This is a genomic window from Amycolatopsis sp. NPDC039088 (assembly GCF_055598845.1).
In genome coordinates, this window is record NZ_JBVKAE010000005.1 from 208,683 (window position 1) to 224,423 (window position 15,741).

The 15,741-nt window shown below is 68.3% G+C and carries 15 protein-coding genes; 7 read left to right on the forward strand and 8 right to left on the reverse strand.

Annotated features, from left to right (window positions below; all coding sequences use genetic code 11):
• Positions 1-30: 30 nt before the first annotated feature.
• Positions 31-2,001 (reverse strand): acetate--CoA ligase, encoded by a 1,971-nt coding sequence (acs, locus tag ACZ7KI_RS08885; protein ID WP_470272586.1) that lies wholly within the window; start codon positions 1,999-2,001, stop codon positions 31-33.
• Positions 2,002-2,101: 100 nt separating this feature from the next.
• Positions 2,102-2,680, reverse strand: coding sequence for a GNAT family N-acetyltransferase (locus ACZ7KI_RS08890; RefSeq protein WP_470272587.1), 579 nt, complete (start codon positions 2,678-2,680; stop codon positions 2,102-2,104).
• 115 nt (positions 2,681-2,795) lie between these two features.
• Between ACZ7KI_RS08890 and ACZ7KI_RS08895 the strand changes: the two genes are divergently transcribed.
• From ACZ7KI_RS08895 to ACZ7KI_RS08915, 5 genes are all read left to right on the forward strand, one after another.
• The gene (locus ACZ7KI_RS08895; protein WP_465460075.1) at positions 2,796-3,293 is read left to right on the forward strand and encodes a phosphoribosyltransferase; all 498 of its coding nucleotides are present in this window, start codon (positions 2,796-2,798) and stop codon (positions 3,291-3,293) included.
• Positions 3,290-4,021 (forward strand): Fic family protein, encoded by a 732-nt coding sequence (locus ACZ7KI_RS08900; protein ID WP_470272588.1) that lies wholly within the window; start codon positions 3,290-3,292, stop codon positions 4,019-4,021. The genes ACZ7KI_RS08895 and ACZ7KI_RS08900 overlap by 4 nt, the downstream gene beginning before the upstream one ends.
• Before the next feature lie 92 nt (positions 4,022-4,113).
• Entirely contained in the window at positions 4,114-4,872 is a 759-nt protein-coding gene (locus ACZ7KI_RS08905) for a 3-hydroxybutyrate dehydrogenase (RefSeq protein WP_470272589.1), read from the forward strand.
• Positions 4,873-4,895: 23 nt separating this feature from the next.
• Entirely contained in the window at positions 4,896-6,212 is a 1,317-nt protein-coding gene (locus ACZ7KI_RS08910) for an MFS transporter (RefSeq protein WP_470272590.1), read from the forward strand.
• Positions 6,209-8,044 carry a helix-turn-helix domain-containing protein gene (locus tag ACZ7KI_RS08915; protein WP_470272591.1) on the forward strand — a complete coding sequence of 612 codons (1,836 nt, stop codon included), beginning with the start codon at positions 6,209-6,211 and terminating at the stop codon, positions 8,042-8,044. The genes ACZ7KI_RS08910 and ACZ7KI_RS08915 overlap by 4 nt, the downstream gene beginning before the upstream one ends.
• On the opposite strand, the gene ACZ7KI_RS08920 is transcribed toward ACZ7KI_RS08915, so the two are convergent.
• Together ACZ7KI_RS08920 and ACZ7KI_RS08925 are read right to left on the reverse strand one after the other, a co-directional pair.
• Entirely contained in the window at positions 8,022-8,606 is a 585-nt protein-coding gene (locus ACZ7KI_RS08920) for a nitroreductase family protein (protein WP_470272592.1), read from the reverse strand. The two genes, ACZ7KI_RS08915 and ACZ7KI_RS08920, sit on opposite strands and share 23 nt — an antisense overlap.
• Positions 8,607-8,611: 5 nt before the next feature.
• Complete coding sequence (locus tag ACZ7KI_RS08925) at positions 8,612-9,886, reverse strand: tannase/feruloyl esterase family alpha/beta hydrolase (RefSeq protein ID WP_470272593.1); 1,275 nt, start codon at positions 9,884-9,886, stop codon at positions 8,612-8,614.
• A 119-nt stretch (positions 9,887-10,005) separates the two neighbouring features.
• Here ACZ7KI_RS08925 and ACZ7KI_RS08930 point away from each other — a divergent pair, with 119 nt between their 5' ends.
• Entirely contained in the window at positions 10,006-10,860 is an 855-nt protein-coding gene (locus ACZ7KI_RS08930) for an extracellular catalytic domain type 1 short-chain-length polyhydroxyalkanoate depolymerase (protein ID WP_470272594.1), read from the forward strand.
• On the opposite strand, the gene ACZ7KI_RS08935 is transcribed toward ACZ7KI_RS08930, so the two are convergent.
• Positions 10,837-11,142, reverse strand: coding sequence for an ArsR/SmtB family transcription factor (locus ACZ7KI_RS08935; RefSeq protein ID WP_470272595.1), 306 nt, complete (start codon positions 11,140-11,142; stop codon positions 10,837-10,839). The two genes, ACZ7KI_RS08930 and ACZ7KI_RS08935, sit on opposite strands and share 24 nt — an antisense overlap.
• Positions 11,143-11,193: 51 nt before the next feature.
• On the opposite strand from ACZ7KI_RS08935, the gene ACZ7KI_RS08940 reads away from it, so the two are divergent.
• The gene (locus ACZ7KI_RS08940; RefSeq protein ID WP_470272596.1) at positions 11,194-12,363 is read left to right on the forward strand and encodes an MFS transporter; all 1,170 of its coding nucleotides are present in this window, start codon (positions 11,194-11,196) and stop codon (positions 12,361-12,363) included.
• A gap of 96 nt (positions 12,364-12,459) precedes the next feature.
• On the opposite strand, the gene nicT is transcribed toward ACZ7KI_RS08940, so the two are convergent.
• From nicT to ACZ7KI_RS08955, 3 genes are all read right to left on the reverse strand, one after another.
• On the reverse strand, positions 12,460-13,563 hold the full coding sequence (nicT, locus tag ACZ7KI_RS08945) for a Nickel transporter NicT (RefSeq protein WP_470272597.1): 1,104 nt from the start codon (positions 13,561-13,563) through the stop codon (positions 12,460-12,462).
• A 74-nt stretch (positions 13,564-13,637) separates the two neighbouring features.
• Positions 13,638-14,567, reverse strand: a complete 930-nt coding sequence (locus ACZ7KI_RS08950) for an N-acetylmuramic acid 6-phosphate etherase (protein WP_470272598.1) — start codon at positions 14,565-14,567, stop codon at positions 13,638-13,640.
• Between the two features lie 17 nt (positions 14,568-14,584).
• Positions 14,585-15,583, reverse strand: coding sequence for a MurR/RpiR family transcriptional regulator (locus ACZ7KI_RS08955; protein WP_470272599.1), 999 nt, complete (start codon positions 15,581-15,583; stop codon positions 14,585-14,587).
• Positions 15,584-15,741 lie beyond the last annotated feature (158 nt).

Genomic DNA, 15,741 nt, shown 5'->3' on the forward strand with positions numbered 1-15,741 from the left:
AAGGACCTTTCCTGGCGCGCGAGGGGAGGGTTACTCCTCGGTCTTGCCCGACTTCAGACCCGAAGAGATCAGGTCCATCACCGACGAGTCGGCCAGCGTGGTGACGTCGCCGACCTGGCGGTTCTCGGCGACGTCGCGCAGCAGGCGGCGCATGATCTTGCCGGAACGCGTCTTCGGCAGCTCCTGTACGACCAGGATCTGCCGCGGCTTCGCGATCGGCCCGATCTCCTTGGCGACGTGGTTGCGCAGCTCCTGCACGGCCTTGTCGCCGCCGTCCACGGCGTTGCCGCGGAGGATGACGAACGCGACGATGCCCTGTCCGGTGGTGGGGTCGGTCGCGCCGACGACGGCGGCCTCGGCGACCGTCGGGTGCGAGACCAGCGCGGACTCGACCTCGGTGGTCGAGATGCGGTGCCCGGACACGTTCATCACGTCGTCGACGCGGCCCAGCAGCCAGATGTCGCCGTCGGCGTCGTACTTCGCGCCGTCGCCGGCGAAGTAGTAGCCCTGGTCGGCGAAGCGCGACCAGTACGTCTCGCGGAAGCGCTGCTCGTCGCCCCAGATGCCGCGCAGCATCCCCGGCCACGGCTTGTCGAGCACCAGGTAGCCGCCGCCACCCTTGCCGACCTCGACGCCCTGGTCGTCGACGACCTTCGCCGAGATGCCCGGCAGCGCCTTCTGCGCCGAACCCGGCTTCGTGGCGGTGACGCCCGGCAGCGGCGAGATCATGATCCCGCCGGTCTCGGTCTGCCACCAGGTGTCGACGATCGGCGCGGAGTTCGCACCGACGTTCTCGCGGTACCAGATCCACGCTTCGGGGTTGATCGGCTCGCCGACGCTGCCGAGCACGCGCAGCGAGGAGAGGTCGTACTTCTGCGGGATCTCGTTGCCCCACTTCATGAACGTGCGGATCAGCGTGGGCGCCGTGTAGTAGATGGAAACCTTGTGCTGCTGGACGATCTCCCAGTGGCGGCCTTCGTGCGGGGTGTTCGGCGTGCCTTCGTAGACGACCTGCGTGGTCCGGTTCGCCAGCGGCCCGTACACGATGTAGGTGTGCCCGGTGATCCAGCCGATGTCGGCGGTGCACCAGTAGACGTCCTCGCCCGCCTTGTGGTCGAAGACGTTGTGGTGCGTGTACGCCGCCTGGGTCAGGTATCCGCCGGAGGTGTGCAGGATGCCCTTCGGCTTCCCGGTGGTGCCGGAGGTGTAGAGGATGAAGAGCGGGTGCTCGGAGTCGAACGCCTGCGGCGCGTGCTCCGCGGACTGGCCGTCGACCAGGTCGTGCCACCAGAGGTCGCGGCCTTCGGTGATGGGCACCTCGTCGCCGGTGCGGCGGACGACGATGACCTTCTCGACCGACTCGGCGCCTTCGAGCGCTTCGTCGACGTTCACCTTCATCGGGGCGGCCTTGCCGCGCCGGTACTGGCCGTCGGTGGTGATGACCACCTTCGCCGCCTGGTCGTCCACACGGGAACGCAGTGCTGTCGGGGAAAAACCACCGAAGACGACACTGTGCAGGGCGCCGATGCGGGCACACGCGAGCATCGCGACGATCGCTTCGGGGACCATCGGCATCTGGATGGCGACCCTGTCGCCCGAAGTGATCCCGAGCGACTCGAAAGCGTTCGCGGCCTTGGAAACCTCGTCTTTCAGCTGCGCGTAGGTGATGTCCCGGCTGTCACCGGGCTCGCCGACCCAGTGGATCGCGACCTGCTCACCGTGACCGTCCGCGACGTGGCGGTCGACGCAGTTGTAGGCGACGTTCAGCTTGCCGCCCACGAACCACTTCGCGACCGGCGCATTGGTCCAGTCCAGTACCTGTGACCACTTCGTTTCCCAGTGGAGGCGTTCCGCCTGCTTGGCCCAGAACGCTTCCCGGTCGGCGTCGGCTTCGGCGTAGAAGTCGGCGGTGGCATTCGCTTGCGCGCTGAAGGTCTCGCTCGGGGGGAAGGTCCTGCTCTCCGTGAGCAAATTGTCCAGCGCCGGCGACTGCTCGGTCATGGTGCGATGCCTCCTGTGATTCGCGTGTCTTCACGCCCGTTGGCACGCTATCGACGTTACGACGCGAAGTAAAAGGTTGCATCGTGGTTGCGCACGGCATTCACACGCTTGAGGACAAAGCGGTACGGACCGCGGGCCATTCTGGTCCGGTGAGGGAGTAGACGACGGTGTCACGGACGGTTCCGTCCGGCCGGACGCGATGCGCGCGCAGCACACCTTCCCGTTGTGCGCCGAGACGTTCGATCGCGCGCTGCGACTTGAGGTTGCGGATGTCGGTCTCCCACGCGACGCGGTTGGCGCCGAGGTCGTCGAAAGCGTGGCGCAGCAACAGGAGTTTCGATTCGCGGTTGAGTCCGGTGCGCTGCCAAGCGGAACCGATCCAGGTGTGGCCGATCGACAGGATCTTGTGTCGCGCGTCGATCGCGTAGAACGACGTCGTGCCCGCGACCTCGCCGGTGTGCGCGTCGATCTGGGCCCAGGCGCGGCGGTCCGGGTCGGCGAGGATGTCCTCGATCATCGCTTCGGCCGCGGCGAGATCCTCCGGCTGCCGGAGGCTGAGCCAGGTCCAGATCGCCGGGTCATCCCCAGCCTCGAACAGGCCCTTCGCGTGGTCGCGGGTGAGCGGTTCGAGGCGGACGCGTTCGCCGGCCAGGGTCGGGTGGTCATTCCAGTCGTTCACGATCTTGACGGTACGACCGGGTAATGGCCTTGCTGGATAGCCAGTTTCGAAGCATTCGAGAAGGCCACTAGGGCGTTGCCTATGCTCGCGGGAACGATCGAGAAGGCGAGGCGGCATGGCCGAGGAGCGGGAAGAGCTCACCTGGGAATTGTTCGGGTCGGCCAGCAGGGATCTGGCGCAGGCCGTGGCCGACGACGGCTTCGAACCGGACCTGATCCTGTCGATCGCGCGTGGCGGGCTGTTCGTCGCCGGCGCGCTCGGCTACGCGCTGGACGTGAAGAACCTGCACGTGATGAACGTCGAGTTCTACACCGGCGTCGACCAGCGTCTCGACCTGCCGGTGATGCTGCCGCCGGTGCCGAACGTCGTCGACCTGACGAAAAAGAAGGTGCTCGTCGCCGACGACGTCGCGGACACCGGCGCGACCCTCAAGCTGGTCCGCGATTTCTGCGCCGACCACGTCGCCGAGGTGCGGTGCGCGGTCGTCTACGAGAAGCCGCGCTCCGAGGTCAAATGCGAGTACGTCTGGAAGCACACGGATCTGTGGATCAACTTCCCGTGGTCGGTGCAGGCGCCCGTGGTGCGGCGCGCCGGACAGGTGCTGGACGCATGACGGACCCCTTGAAGCCGCTGCTGGACCTCGAAGGGGTCGCGGCGGCCTCGAAATCGGCGCAGGACGCGGTGTTCGCCGTCCACCGGCTGCCCGCCAACCTTCGCGGCGGCGCGGCGACGGCTTCCGAAGCGTCCGTGCGGGCGGCGCGGGCATCGGCCGGTATCGAGGGCGCAGCGCCCGAACTGCCGGAATCCGGCGAGGTGACCGATCCGGTGCTGGCCGGCGCGTTGCGGGTCGCGGAAGCGTTGGAGGGACTGCTCCCGGCATGGCGGCGCGCGCCGCTGCAGGCGTTGGCGCGGCTGCACGTGCTCGCCGCGTCGGATCTGGTGTCGGATCTCGACGCGCTGGGACGGCCGCGGTCGTCCGCCGACGTCGGGCCGCGGCTGGAGATGCTGGCGCAACTGATCACCGGCGCGACGTCGGCTCCTGGACCGGTGCTGACCGCTGTCGTGCACGGGGAACTGTTGGCACTGCGGCCTTTCGGCTCCGCGGACGGGGTCGTCGCGCGGGCGGCGGCCCGGCTTTCGGCGGTGGCGACGGGGCTGGACCCGAAGGCGTTGACCGTTCCCGAGGTCGCGTACTTCCGGCGGGTGCCGAAGTACATCGAAGCCGCTTCGGCCTTTGCTGAAGGAACTCCGGAGGGCGTCCGGGCTTGGCTGCTCTTCTCCTGCGAAGCCTTCGAAGCCGGCGCTCGCGAGGCGAAATCGATCTCGGACGCCGCCGGCTAGCTCATGGTGTGGGGAGCACACACGAGATCTTGAGCAGGTGTAGTGCGTAGCCACATGGCTTAAGCGCCTCCGGCGACCTAACGTCGTCCGGCATGAGTGGTGCGTATCACAGCGATCTGGCCGGCAAGTCCGCGCTGGTCACGGGGGCGGCGAGCGGTATCGGCCTGGCGTGCGCCGAGGCACTCGCCGAGGCCGGGGCCAAGGTCCATCTCGTCGACATCGACGATGCCGTCGAGAAGGCCGCGGCCGACGTCAACGGCATCGCGCACGTCATCGACCTCACCGACGTCCAAGCCATCGAGACCTTTCCGGCCGAGATCGACATCCTCGTCAACAACGCCGGTTTCCAGCACATCGCGCCCATCCACGAGTTCCCGCCGGAGACGTTCGTCCGGATCCAGACGCTCATGGTCACCGCGCCGTTCCTGCTCATCCGCCGCGTGCTGCCGCGCATGTACGAACGCGGCTGGGGACGCGTCGTCAACATGTCGAGCGTCCACGGCCTCCGCGCGAGCCCGTTCAAATCCGCGTACGTCACCGCGAAGCACGCTCTCGAAGGCCTCTCCAAGGTCACCGCGCTCGAAGGCGCGGAACACGGCGTGACCAGCAACTGCGTCAACCCCGGTTACGTCCGGACGCCGCTGGTCACCGGGCAGCTCCAGGCGCAGGCCGAAGAACACGGGCTCGAACGCGACGCCGTCATCGAACAGGTCCTGCTGCGCCGGTCGGCGATCAAGCGGCTGATCGAACCCGCTGACGTCGCCGCGTGCGTGCTCTGGCTGTCCGGCGACCACGCCGCTCATGTCACCGGTACCTCGATCCCCCTCGACGGCGGCTGGACCGCCGCGTGAACCCCCAAGAAAGGACGTCCCCGGTGACCACGCAGAACCGTGGCTCGATCGCGAAGGTCGTCAGCGCCAGCCTGATCGGCACGACGATCGAGTGGTACGACTTCTTCCTCTACACCTCCGCAGCGGCGCTGGTGTTCGGCAAATTGTTCTTTCCCTCCAACGATCCGCTGACCGGCACGCTGCTCGCGTTCCTCACCTACGCCGTCGGATTCCTCGCCAGGCCGGTCGGCGGGCTCGTATTCGGCCACTTCGGCGACCGGGTCGGCCGCAAGAAGCTGCTGGTGCTGAGCCTGCTGCTGATGGGCGGTTCGACCTGTGCGATGGGCGTACTTCCGACGTACGCGGCCGTCGGTGTCCTGGCGCCGATCCTGCTGACGCTGCTGCGGTTGGTGCAGGGTTTCGCGCTCGGCGGCGAGTGGGGCGGCGCGGTGCTGATCGTCTCCGAACACGGCGACGACAAACGCCGCGGGTTCTGGGCGTCGTGGCCGCAGTGCGGTGCCCCTGGCGGAAACCTGCTCGCGACGGCGGTCCTCGCGGTGCTCGCCGCGACGCAGTCGGACGAGGCGTTCCTCAGCTGGGGCTGGCGGATCCCGTTCCTGCTTTCCGGTGTCCTCGTGGTGATCGGGCTGTGGATCCGGCTCGCGGTCAGTGAATCGCCGGTGTTCCTTGCCGCTCAGAAGAATCACAAGCCCACGCATGCCCCCGTCGTCGAGGTGTTCCGGAAGAGCTGGCGCGCGGTGCTGATCACGATCGGCTCGCGGATGGCGGAGAACGTTTCGTACTACGTGATCACCGCGTTCATTCTGGTGTACGTCACCACGGGGCTGAGCCTGCCGAAATCGGCGGGGCTCAACGCGGTGCTCATCGGCTCGGCCGTGCATTTCGTGAGCATTCCCTTGTGGGGCATTCTTTCCGACCGGATCGGACGGCGTCCGGTCTATCTGTTCGGCGCGATCGGGATGGCGGTGTGGAGTTTCGTGTTCTTCGCGATGCTCGACACGAAGAATTCCGGCGTCATCATTCTCGCGACGACCATCGGACTGGTCTTGCACGGCGCGATGTACGGGCCGCAGGCCGCGTTCTTCTCCGAACAGTTCCCGACGCAGGTCCGCTACACCGGCCTCTCGGTCGGCGGGCAACTGTCGTCGATCGCGGCCGGCGCGGTCGCACCGCTCGTCGCGGTCGCGTTGTTCCGGGAGTTCGGCAGCACGGTCCCGGTCTCGCTCTACGTCGTCGCGATGTGCGTGCTGACCGTCATCGCGCTGCTCGCGGCTCGTGAGACCAAGGGCGAGTCCCTGCACTCCGAAGTTCTCCCGGAGCGCGGTCACGTGCCAGCATGACCTCTGTGGACGGATCCGCGCAGTTGCGCCGGCTGCTCGAACTGCTCGCCTCCGGGGCGGGCAGCGAGCAGCTGGCGCACGTCCCGGTCGATCCGAAGGCCACCGAGCTGGCGCTGCGGATCCGGGACACCGTCGCCGAGCACCGGCGGCGCGAGGCGGAGCTGGCCGCGCTGTTCGACACGGCGAGTGACCTCGCGCGGCTGGACGATCCGGACGCCGTCCTGCGGTCGATCGTGCGGCGGGCGCGGGCGTTGCTCGGCGTGGACGTCTCGTACCTCAGCCTCAACGACGAGACCGAGGGCAACACCTACGTCCGCGTGACCGACGGGTCGGTTTCCGCACTGTTCCAGGACATCGTTCTGGGGATGGGTGAGGGGCTCGGCGGGCTGGTCGCGCAGACCGCGCGGCCGTACGCGACGGCGGATTACTTCGACGACAAGCGGTTCCGTCACACGTCGTCGATCGACACCGGCGTGCGCGACGAGGGTCTGACGGCGATCCTCGGGGTGCCGCTGGCGATCGGGAGCAAGGTCATCGGCGTCCTGTTCGCCTCGGACCGGACCACGCGGGAGTTCAGCCCGGAAGAGGTCGCGCTGCTGTCGTCACTGGCCGACCACGCGGCGATCGCGCTGGACAACGCGCATCTGCTCGACGAGACCCGCCGCGCGGTCGCCGAGCTGAACGCCGCCAACGCGACGATCAGCGCGCACAACGACGCGATGCGCCGCGCCGAAGACGCGCACGACCGGCTGATGGATCTCGTGCTGCGCGGCGGTGACCTCGCGGAGGTCGCCGCCGCGGTCGCGGACGTCCTCGGCGGGGCCATCGCCGTTTACGACGCCGACGGCGCTGTCCTTGCCAGGACCGGCGGGGACTCGGTCCTTTCGCGAGCCGCCGTCTCGGCGTCCAGGGCGAGCGGACGCGCTGTGTCCACTGAGGACGGTTGGCTGTGCGCGGTCCAAGCGGGGCAGGAGTTCCTCGGCAGTCTGGTGCTGGGCGGCGGGCCGGCACTCGGCGAGGCGGATCGGCGGCTGTTCGAGCGGGCGGGCGTGGTCACCGCGGTCCTGCTGATGCAACGGCGTTCCGTGGCACGCGCCGAGGACGAGGTACGCGGGGAGCTGCTGTCGGACCTGCTCACCGCGCCCGGCCGCAATCCCGCCGCGTTACTGGCGCGAGGCCGTCGATTCGGGGTCGACTTGTCGACATCCCACGCGGTGCTGGTCGCGCATTCCGACGACGTCTCCCGTCGTCGGCTGGCCATGGCCGCCGCCCGGCACGCCGATCTGGTCGGTGTCCACGCCGACGAGGTCGTCCTGCTGGTCCGTGGTGCGGATCCCGGTGCGCTGGCCCGATCGGTCGCCGCCGAACTCGCGTCCACAATGGACTGTACGGTGACAGTGGGCGCGGCAGGCCCCGCCGACTCGCCGCGGGCGCTGGCCGAGGCACACGCCGAAGCCGCGCGGTGTGTCGCGTCGCTGTTGGCCCTCGGGCGAGCCGGGGAGGGTGCGAGCATGGCCGACCTCGGCTTCGTCGGACTGCTCTTGGGTGAACACGCCGATCTCGGCGCCTATGTGACGGCCACGATCGGCCCGGTACTCGACTACGACGAACGCCGTGGCACGGACCTGATCGGCACCCTCCGGGCGTATTTCGCCTGCGGCGGCAATCTGACGCGCGCCAAAGACCTGCTTCACGTGCACGTCAACACCGTCGTGCAGCGGCTGGACCGCATCGCGTCGCTGCTCGGCGAGGACTGGCAGGCGCCTGAGCGCGCGCTGGAACTCCAGCTCGCGCTCAGGCTGCACCGCCTCACCAGTGACCGAAACGGATGACGTCGTCGAAGTCGCGCCGCGCGATCGTGGTCGCCGACGATCCGGGCGACGGACCGGGCTCGTCGCTGTGGCCGAGTGCCACGACGCCGATCGGGTTGTGATCCTCGGGTACGCCGAAGTCGCGGTGGACGCGCTCCACGCTTTCCGGTGAGAGACCGAAGAACACCGCGCCCAGACCTTCGTCGACGGCCGTCTGGAGGAGCAGCAGTGTCGCCATCCCGGTGTCGATGTCCCAAAACGGCACGCGCCACCACGACTCGTCGCGATCAGCGACACCCTTGTCGGGCTTGGCATAACGGTCGAGGTAGGCGTTCTTGACCGAGAGCGGCACGATCGCGACCGGCGCCGTGGTCACCGATTCCGGCGCCCAGCTCGCCCCGAACTCCCAGAATTTCGCGAGTTCTTCGCCGGTGAGGACGAGAAATCCTTGCCCCTGTGAGAAACCGGCCGAGGGACCCTTCAGCGCGTTGCGCAGGATGCGCCGCAGGCTCTCCTCGGCCACGGGCTCGTCGGTGAACTTCCGGACCATGCGACGGCGTCGTACGACGTCCTGGAATTCCATGCTGATCAGCTTAGGGCGCAAGTGGTCGCGAGGTCACCGCTCGCGCGCGGGATCGTCGCCGAAGCGGGCGGCAGGACGCCGTCGAGCCAGCCTTCGAGCGCGGTGAAGGCCGTGCGGAAACACGGCCCGATGGGGCGCAGTTTGTCCGGATAGGCGTCGTACAGGCCGTCGACGTGGTTGCCGTCGACGATCCGGTAGTAGCGCTGCAGCCCGGCACGGCCCTGCTCGGTGATCATCCGCCGGTAGACGTCGGAATCGCGGGTGATCGGCAGGAGGGTGTCGAGGGTGCCGTGCAGGGTGATCAGCGGTTTGCCGATCCGGCCGGTCAGCGAGATCCGTTCGACCGCGCGGTGGACCGACGGCGGGCGAGTGGCGTAGTCGTAGTCGGTCCCGGTGAACGCCGGATCGAATTCGGCCTGGTAGATGCGTTGCGTCAGTCCCCAGTAGACGTCGTTGTGGTACGGCCAAAGGAATTCCGAGCCCGGCGCGAAACCGGCGTCGAGGATCTTTCGGTGCGCTGCCTCGGAACCGGCGGCGTAGGCGGGGTAGGCCTCGATCGCGGGCGGCAGGAAGGTGAACAGGTTCGGGCCGTCCTCGTGCCAGAGCGTGCCTTCCCAGTCGATCCCGCCGTCGTAGAGCCACGGCCGGTTCTCGAGCTGCCAGCGGACGAGGTAGCCGCCGTTCGACATCCCGGCCGCGAGGGTGCGGCTCGGCAGGCGTCCGTAGCGATGGGCCACGGCCGCCTTCGCGGCGACGGTCAGCTGCGTGACCCGCGAATTCCACTCCGCGAGCGCGTCACCGGGGCGGCGTCCGTCGGTGTGGAAGTCAGCGCCGGTGTTGCCCTTGTCGGTCGCGGCGAACGCGTAGCCCGCGGCGAGGACCTGGTCGCCGATCGCGCGGTCGTTCGCGTACTGCCGTCGCACGCCGGGCGAACCGGAGACCACGAGGCCGCCGTTCCAGCGGTCGGGCAGGCGCAGCACGAACTGGGCGTCGTGGTTCCAGCCGTGCGCGGTGTTGCCCGTCGACGTGTCCGGGAAATAGCCGTCGATCTGGATGCCTGAAACGCCTTTGGGGACGGGGAACCCAGCCGACGTCAGCCCCGCCCAGTCGGCTTGGACGGTGTGACCGGTGGCCAGGGTGCCGGTGGTGGTCAGATCGTCCAAACAGGACAGTTGCTGTTTCGCGGCCCCGGGAACGCGCACGTTCGCGCATCCGCTCGCCGCCGCTTCGGCGGGAGTGATCAGGGCCAGCATCGTCGCGAGGACCAGAATGAGCCGCATCGGCCGACGATAAGCGGGGCCTCCAGGGGCCGGTACCCGGCGTGACCACACAAAACGGGCCGCCGCTGTGGTGGTCTGCCACGTGGAAAACCGGCGGGTGCCGGTTTTAGCCTCGGGTGATGCGAAAACTCCTCATCGGCGCGGTGGTTTCGACAGTGGCCCTTCTCTTTCCGGCTCCGGCGCAGGCGGCGACGATCCGCCCGGTGACCGGGTTCGGGAGCAATCCCGGTGCGTTGCAGATGTTCGAATACGTTCCGGACGGGCTGCCGTCCGGACGTCCGGCGGTGGTCGTGCTGCACGGCTGCACCCAGGACGCGGCCGGATACGCGCGAGGCTCCGGCTGGGTCGGTCTCGCGGACAAGCTGCGCTTAAAACTTGTTCTGCCGCAACAGGTTTCGGCGAACAATTTCTCGAAGTGCTTCAACTGGTTCCAGGCAGGTGACATCAAGCGCGGGTCCGGGGAGGCCGAATCGATCGCGCAGATGGCGCGCTTCGCGGCTGGAAGCCGGACCTACGTGACCGGGCTGTCGGCGGGCGGGGCGATGACCTCGGTGATGCTCGCGGCGTATCCGGAGCTGTTCTCGGGCGGCGGTGTCGTCGCCGGGCTGCCGTACGGTTGCGCGGCTTCGATGATCGACGCGTACTCGTGCATGAATCCCGGCAAGGATCTGACGCCGAAGCAGTGGGGCGACAAGGTGCGTGCCGCGGGCACGGGTTCGCGTTCGCCGGTCAGCGTCTGGCACGGGACCGCGGACTACACGGTCGCCCCGATGAACATGCGCGAGCTTTCCGAGCAGTGGACCGACGTCGGTGCCGCCGTCGACACCCACGCGATCAACGGGATGGGGCACGGTCAGCCGATCGCGCCCGGGGCCGGTTGCGGCCAGGCCGGGCCGTACCTGCTCGACGTCGGCGTGTGCGCGGCGGGAGAACTCGCGGCGAAGTGGCGGTTAGGCGAGGACGGCGTCCAGTAGCCCCGGGAACCGCTTGTGGATGTCCTCGGTCCGTAGTTCGACCCAGCGGGTCCGGCCTTCGACGAACGTCGTCGTGAGGCCGGCCTCGCGCAACACCTTCCAGTGGTGGGAGAGCGTCGGCGCGCTGATCTCGACGTCGTACTCGGTGACGGCGCAGCTTCGCGGCGAAGGATTGCTTCGCAGGGCACGGATCAGCTCCAGGCGCACGGGATCCGCGAGCGCCTGGAGCACCGGCACGATCTGGATCTCGTCGGTCGCCGGTTGCGGCAGCGTGCTGCTCACTTCGCTCCAACTGTTTGACAGCCATCGAATGATCCGGCCACTATACCTCTCATGACGATTCGACGATCATCAAATGATCGGCTCGCTCTGGGGGCTCTTCTGATACTCGCCGTCGGTACCTTCACCGTCGGCACGGATGGGTTCGTCATGAACGGGCTGCTGCCCATCATCGCCACCGACCTGCGTGTTTCCGAAGCCGTCGCGGGCCAGCTGACCACGGTCTTCGCGGTGACCTACGCGATCTCGTCGCCGCTCATCGCGGCGTTCACCGGACGGCTGGACCGGCGCTGGGTGCTCGGGGCCGGGATGGTGCTGTTCACGATCGGCATGGCCGGTCAGGCGATCGGCGACTCGTTCGCCGTGGTCGCCGTCGCTCGTGTGCTGGCCGCACTGGGCGCCGCCGCGTTCCAGTCCAACGCCTACGTTCTCGCCGGCGCGCTGGCTTCCGACGAGCGGCGTGGCCGCGCACTGGCGACGGTTTCCAACGGGATGAGCGTGTCGATGGTGCTCGGCGTGCCGATCGGGGTGCTGGCCGGGAACTGGTTCGGCTGGCGCGCGGTGATGTGGGGGATCGGCGCGGTGGCGTTGGTCGTGATGCTGCTCGTGCCGCTTCTGCCGGGAGTCCGGATGCCGACGGTGTCGTTGCGCGACAGGGTCGCCGTCGTCGGGCGGCCGCCGATCGCGCGCGTGCTCGGCGTAAGTGTTCTCGGCACCGCTGCGGGCTTCGCGGCCTTCGTGTACCTGCCCGTTTTGGTCGCTCCCGTGGCCGCGGGCGCGATGATCTCGTGGCTGCTCGTCGGTTTCGGGATCGGGCAGATCGCGGGCAACGCCTTCGCGGGCCGGGCCACCGACTCGCTCGGCCCCGCACGCGTCCGCTCGATCTCGCTCATCGGCACGGTCGTGACGTTAGCGCTGCTGGACGTCGCCGTGCTGAGCCTGCCCGGCTCGCTGGTTCTCGCGCTGGCTTCGGGGGTCTTCGGCGGAATGCTGATGGTGCCGCAGCAGCACCGGCTGTTCTCGCTGGCGCCGGACGCGCCGACGGTCGCTTTGGGGCTCAACGGTTCCGCGATCTACGGCGGCGGTGCTCTCGGTGCCGCGCTGGGCGGGGTCGTCCTGTCCTCGGCGGGCGTCTGGTGGATTGGTCCCGTGGCCGCCTTCGTCGCTCTACTCGCCTTCGCGCTTTCGCTGCCTTCGCGGGCTGCGGTGGTCCAGCCCGCCTGATCAAAAGGAGAGCAAGGGACCTTTGCTATCGTTAGTGTGGGTACGCTAAGTAAGTGACAGCAAAGGTCCCTTGCTCTCTTTTCGCAGGTCAGGGGCCTACTTCGCGGGCAGCCGGGCCGACCAACGCTCCTCGATACGCGCGAAGCGCCATACGAGGAGCGCGAAGAGCCACGTAAGCACGAAGAGCGCTACGACCGCGTAGCCGACGTAGTCCAGACTCAGCGCCCCGATCGCCGCGAGCGGTCCGGTCGTGATCCCGAGTCGTTCGGTGAGGATCGAGATCAGCTCGATCGTCCCGACGAGCAGCGCGACCGCGACCGAAAGCGCCGTCACCGTCAGGTTGTAGTAGATCTTCCGCACCGGCTTCGCGAAGGCCCACCCGTACGCGTAGTTCATGAAGCAACCATCGGCGGTGTCGAACAGCGTCATTCCCGCGGCGAACAGGATCGGCAGCACCAGAATCGCGTACCAGGGCAGGGAGAACGCGGCCGCGCCGCCGGCGAGCACCAGCAGGCTGACCTCGGTCGCGGTGTCGAAGCCGAGGCCGAACAGCAGGCCGATGGGGTAGATGTGCCAAGGCTTGCGCACGGCCTTCGTCGCACCACGGAGCAATCGGTTCATGAAGCCGCGGTTGTCGAGCTGCCGTTCCAGCGCCGCTTCGTCGAACTCGCCCCGCCGCATCCGCCGGAACACCTTCACGATGCCGACCAGCACCACCAGGTTCATGATCCCGATGACGTACAGGAACACCGCCGAAACGGACGTGCCGATCAGCCCGGTCGCCTCGTGCAACACCGAAGAGTCGTCCTCGACGGCGCCGGCGAGCGCGCGGACACCGAGCGACAGCAACAGGCACAGCAGGAAGACGATCGTCGAATGCCCTAGGGAGAACCAAAAACCCACCGAAAGCGGCCGCTGGCCATCGGCCATCAGTTTGCGGGTGGTGTTGTCGATCGCGGCGATGTGGTCCGCGTCGAACGCGTGCCGCGTCCCGAGAACGAAAGCGGTGACGCCGAGGCCGATCCCGAAAACGCCCGTGGCGCCGAGCTCATAGCCGCGCGGCGCCACAAAAAGCGTCAGGACCCCCCAGCCCACGACGTTGAGCAGCAGGATGAATCCGGCCATTCCGGCGACGGACACCCGTTCGCGTCGCGTGAGTGCGAGGCGTCGGGATGAACGGGTTCGTCCGCCGGTGCTCACGACCACCCGACCTCTCAGTCACGAATACCTGAGAGCCTAAGCAGCCGAGCAGATGATGGGCAATCGGTGGTGATTCAGCTCGCGCGCACCCGCAGGGAGTCGAGAGCCTTGCGTACGTGGCCATCGTTGGCCGCCAGCGCCTTCGCCGCGTTCGCGACGTCCTCGCCGGACAGCAGATGGACCAGCGCGACCTTCAGGTCACCGTCGGCCTCGGTGAGCGCGTCGGAGCAGTCCGCCATGCTCATGCCGGTGGCCTCGCGCAGGATCCTGATGGTCCGTCCGCGCAGCTTCGCGTTGGTCGCGCGCATGCTGACCATCAGGTTCGAGTACGTCCGGCCGAGTTTGATCATCGTCGCGGTGGAGAACGCGGTGAGGATGATCTTCTGCGCCGTGCCCGCCTTCATCCGCGTCGACCCGGCGATCGCTTCCGGGCCGGTGTCCACCGCGATGAGGACATCGACACCGGGTGGCAGCACCGCGGCCGGGTTGCCCGAAACCAGGGCGGTACGGGCGCCACGACGGCTGGCCGCGGCCAGAGCGCCGAGCACGTAGGGCGTCCGGCCGGAAGCCGTCAGCCCGAGCACGAAGTCACCGGGCGCGACATCCTCGGCCACTTCGGCGGCTCCGGCTTTCGCGTCGTCCTCGGCGTCCTCGACGGCTTGGCGCAGAGCGCGCGCGCCGCCCGCGTGATGCGCGATGAACCAGTCGGAGGGCACGTTGAACGTCGGCACGAGTTCCGCCGCGTCCAACGTCGCCAGCCTGCCGGAGGTACCTGCCCCGAAGTAGTGCACGCGGTGCCCCGACCGCAGCGCCTCCACGGCGAAGTCGACCGCCCCAGCCACCTGCGGCAGAACCGCCGCGACGGCTTCGGGGACCCGGCGGTCCTCGGCGTTGATCGCGCCGAGAATGCCCATGGTCGACATCAGATCGATGTCGGTCGTCCGTGGATTGCGCTGTTCGGTTGGCGAGTCGACGTGCACCACTTGGCGTGGGACGGTCATCATGCGCCTCACTTTTTCGCTCATTTGCCGGTTTCCCGCGGCCGCCGCCTGCCGTCGGGCCGTACGCCCAGCCGGTGCGAACCAACCGCGTCCCTGGTCGCGTCGAGAGCGTTGACCGACGCGTCCATGTGCCGCTGCGCGACACCGATGAACAGGCAGTCGATGACGGTCAGCTGCGCGATGCGACTGGCCGTCGCACCGGAGCGGAACGTCGTCTCACGCGCCGCCGTGGTCAGGATGTGGTCGGAGACCTCGGTGATCGGCGACCTGGGGAAGTTCGTCACGGCGACGGTGATCGCGCCGTGCTCGCGCGCCACACGCAGGGCCTCGACGGTGTCCGTGGTCGCGCCCGTGTGGGAGATGCCGATCGCGACGTCTCCGGGGCTCAGCACGGCGGCCGAGGTCAGCATGATGTGCGTGTCGGACCAGGCGAAGCTGACCCGGCCGATGCGGTGCAGCTTCTGCTGCAGGTCCGCGGCCACGAACGCGCTCGCGCCGACGCCGTAGACGTCGACACGGCCCGCACCCGCCAGGACATCGATCACACGCTGTAGCGACGGGATGTCGAGCTGGTCGGCGGTCTCCTCCACGGCACGCGCGTCCGCGAAGCTGACCTTGCCGATGACCGCGGCCAGGTCGTCCTCCGGGCCGATCTCGCCGCCGAGGTTCCGGCTCGACCGGGCCTCCGTGCGGGCGGTGTCGGCCGCCAAGGCGATCCTGAGCTGCGGGTATCCGCCGACGCCGACAGCCTTGCAGAATCGCGTGACGGTGGTTTCGCTGGTGTTGGCCGCGAGCGCGACCTCGGTGATGCTGCGCCGCGCGACCGTCGCCGGGTCCTCGAGGACCACCTTCGCGACGCGCTGCTCCGCCCGGGCGAGCCCAGGCAGAAGTGAGCGGATCCGGACAAGCGGGCTCGCGTCAGCGTCCCGTGTCGGCTGCGCCGGCACGGCCTCGGACGGTGCGGCCGCGATTACGGATTCGGTATCGCCCACCGTGGGAAAGTTACTAACCGTTGGCATCTGCGACAAGGCTACCCACACCCTTCAGGAAGATCGCAACCTATCCGTGTCTGCGGATTCGATTTGCGATTAATCGTTGACCAGAAAGTCGCTAACCAGGTCGAGGCCGTTAACGAGGTCGAGCTAACGACTTGGCAACTTAGTGTCGCGATGCAAGG

Coding starts and splice junctions, on each gene's coding strand:
- acs (WP_470272586.1), bottom strand. CDS start 2,001: ATGACCGAGCAGTCGCCGGCGCTGGACAATTTGCTCACGGAGAGCAGG.
- ACZ7KI_RS08895 (WP_465460075.1), top strand. CDS start 2,796: ATGGCCGAGGAGCGGGAAGAGCTCACCTGGGAATTGTTCGGGTCGGCC.
- ACZ7KI_RS08900 (WP_470272588.1), top strand. CDS start 3,290: ATGACGGACCCCTTGAAGCCGCTGCTGGACCTCGAAGGGGTCGCGGCG.
- ACZ7KI_RS08905 (WP_470272589.1), top strand. CDS start 4,114: ATGAGTGGTGCGTATCACAGCGATCTGGCCGGCAAGTCCGCGCTGGTC.
- ACZ7KI_RS08915 (WP_470272591.1), top strand. CDS start 6,209: ATGACCTCTGTGGACGGATCCGCGCAGTTGCGCCGGCTGCTCGAACTG.
- ACZ7KI_RS08920 (WP_470272592.1), bottom strand. CDS start 8,606: ATGGAATTCCAGGACGTCGTACGACGCCGTCGCATGGTCCGGAAGTTC.
- ACZ7KI_RS08925 (WP_470272593.1), bottom strand. CDS start 9,886: ATGCGGCTCATTCTGGTCCTCGCGACGATGCTGGCCCTGATCACTCCC.
- ACZ7KI_RS08930 (WP_470272594.1), top strand. CDS start 10,006: ATGCGAAAACTCCTCATCGGCGCGGTGGTTTCGACAGTGGCCCTTCTC.
- ACZ7KI_RS08940 (WP_470272596.1), top strand. CDS start 11,194: ATGACGATTCGACGATCATCAAATGATCGGCTCGCTCTGGGGGCTCTT.
- ACZ7KI_RS08950 (WP_470272598.1), bottom strand. CDS start 14,567: ATGATGACCGTCCCACGCCAAGTGGTGCACGTCGACTCGCCAACCGAA.
- ACZ7KI_RS08955 (WP_470272599.1), bottom strand. CDS start 15,583: ATGCCAACGGTTAGTAACTTTCCCACGGTGGGCGATACCGAATCCGTA.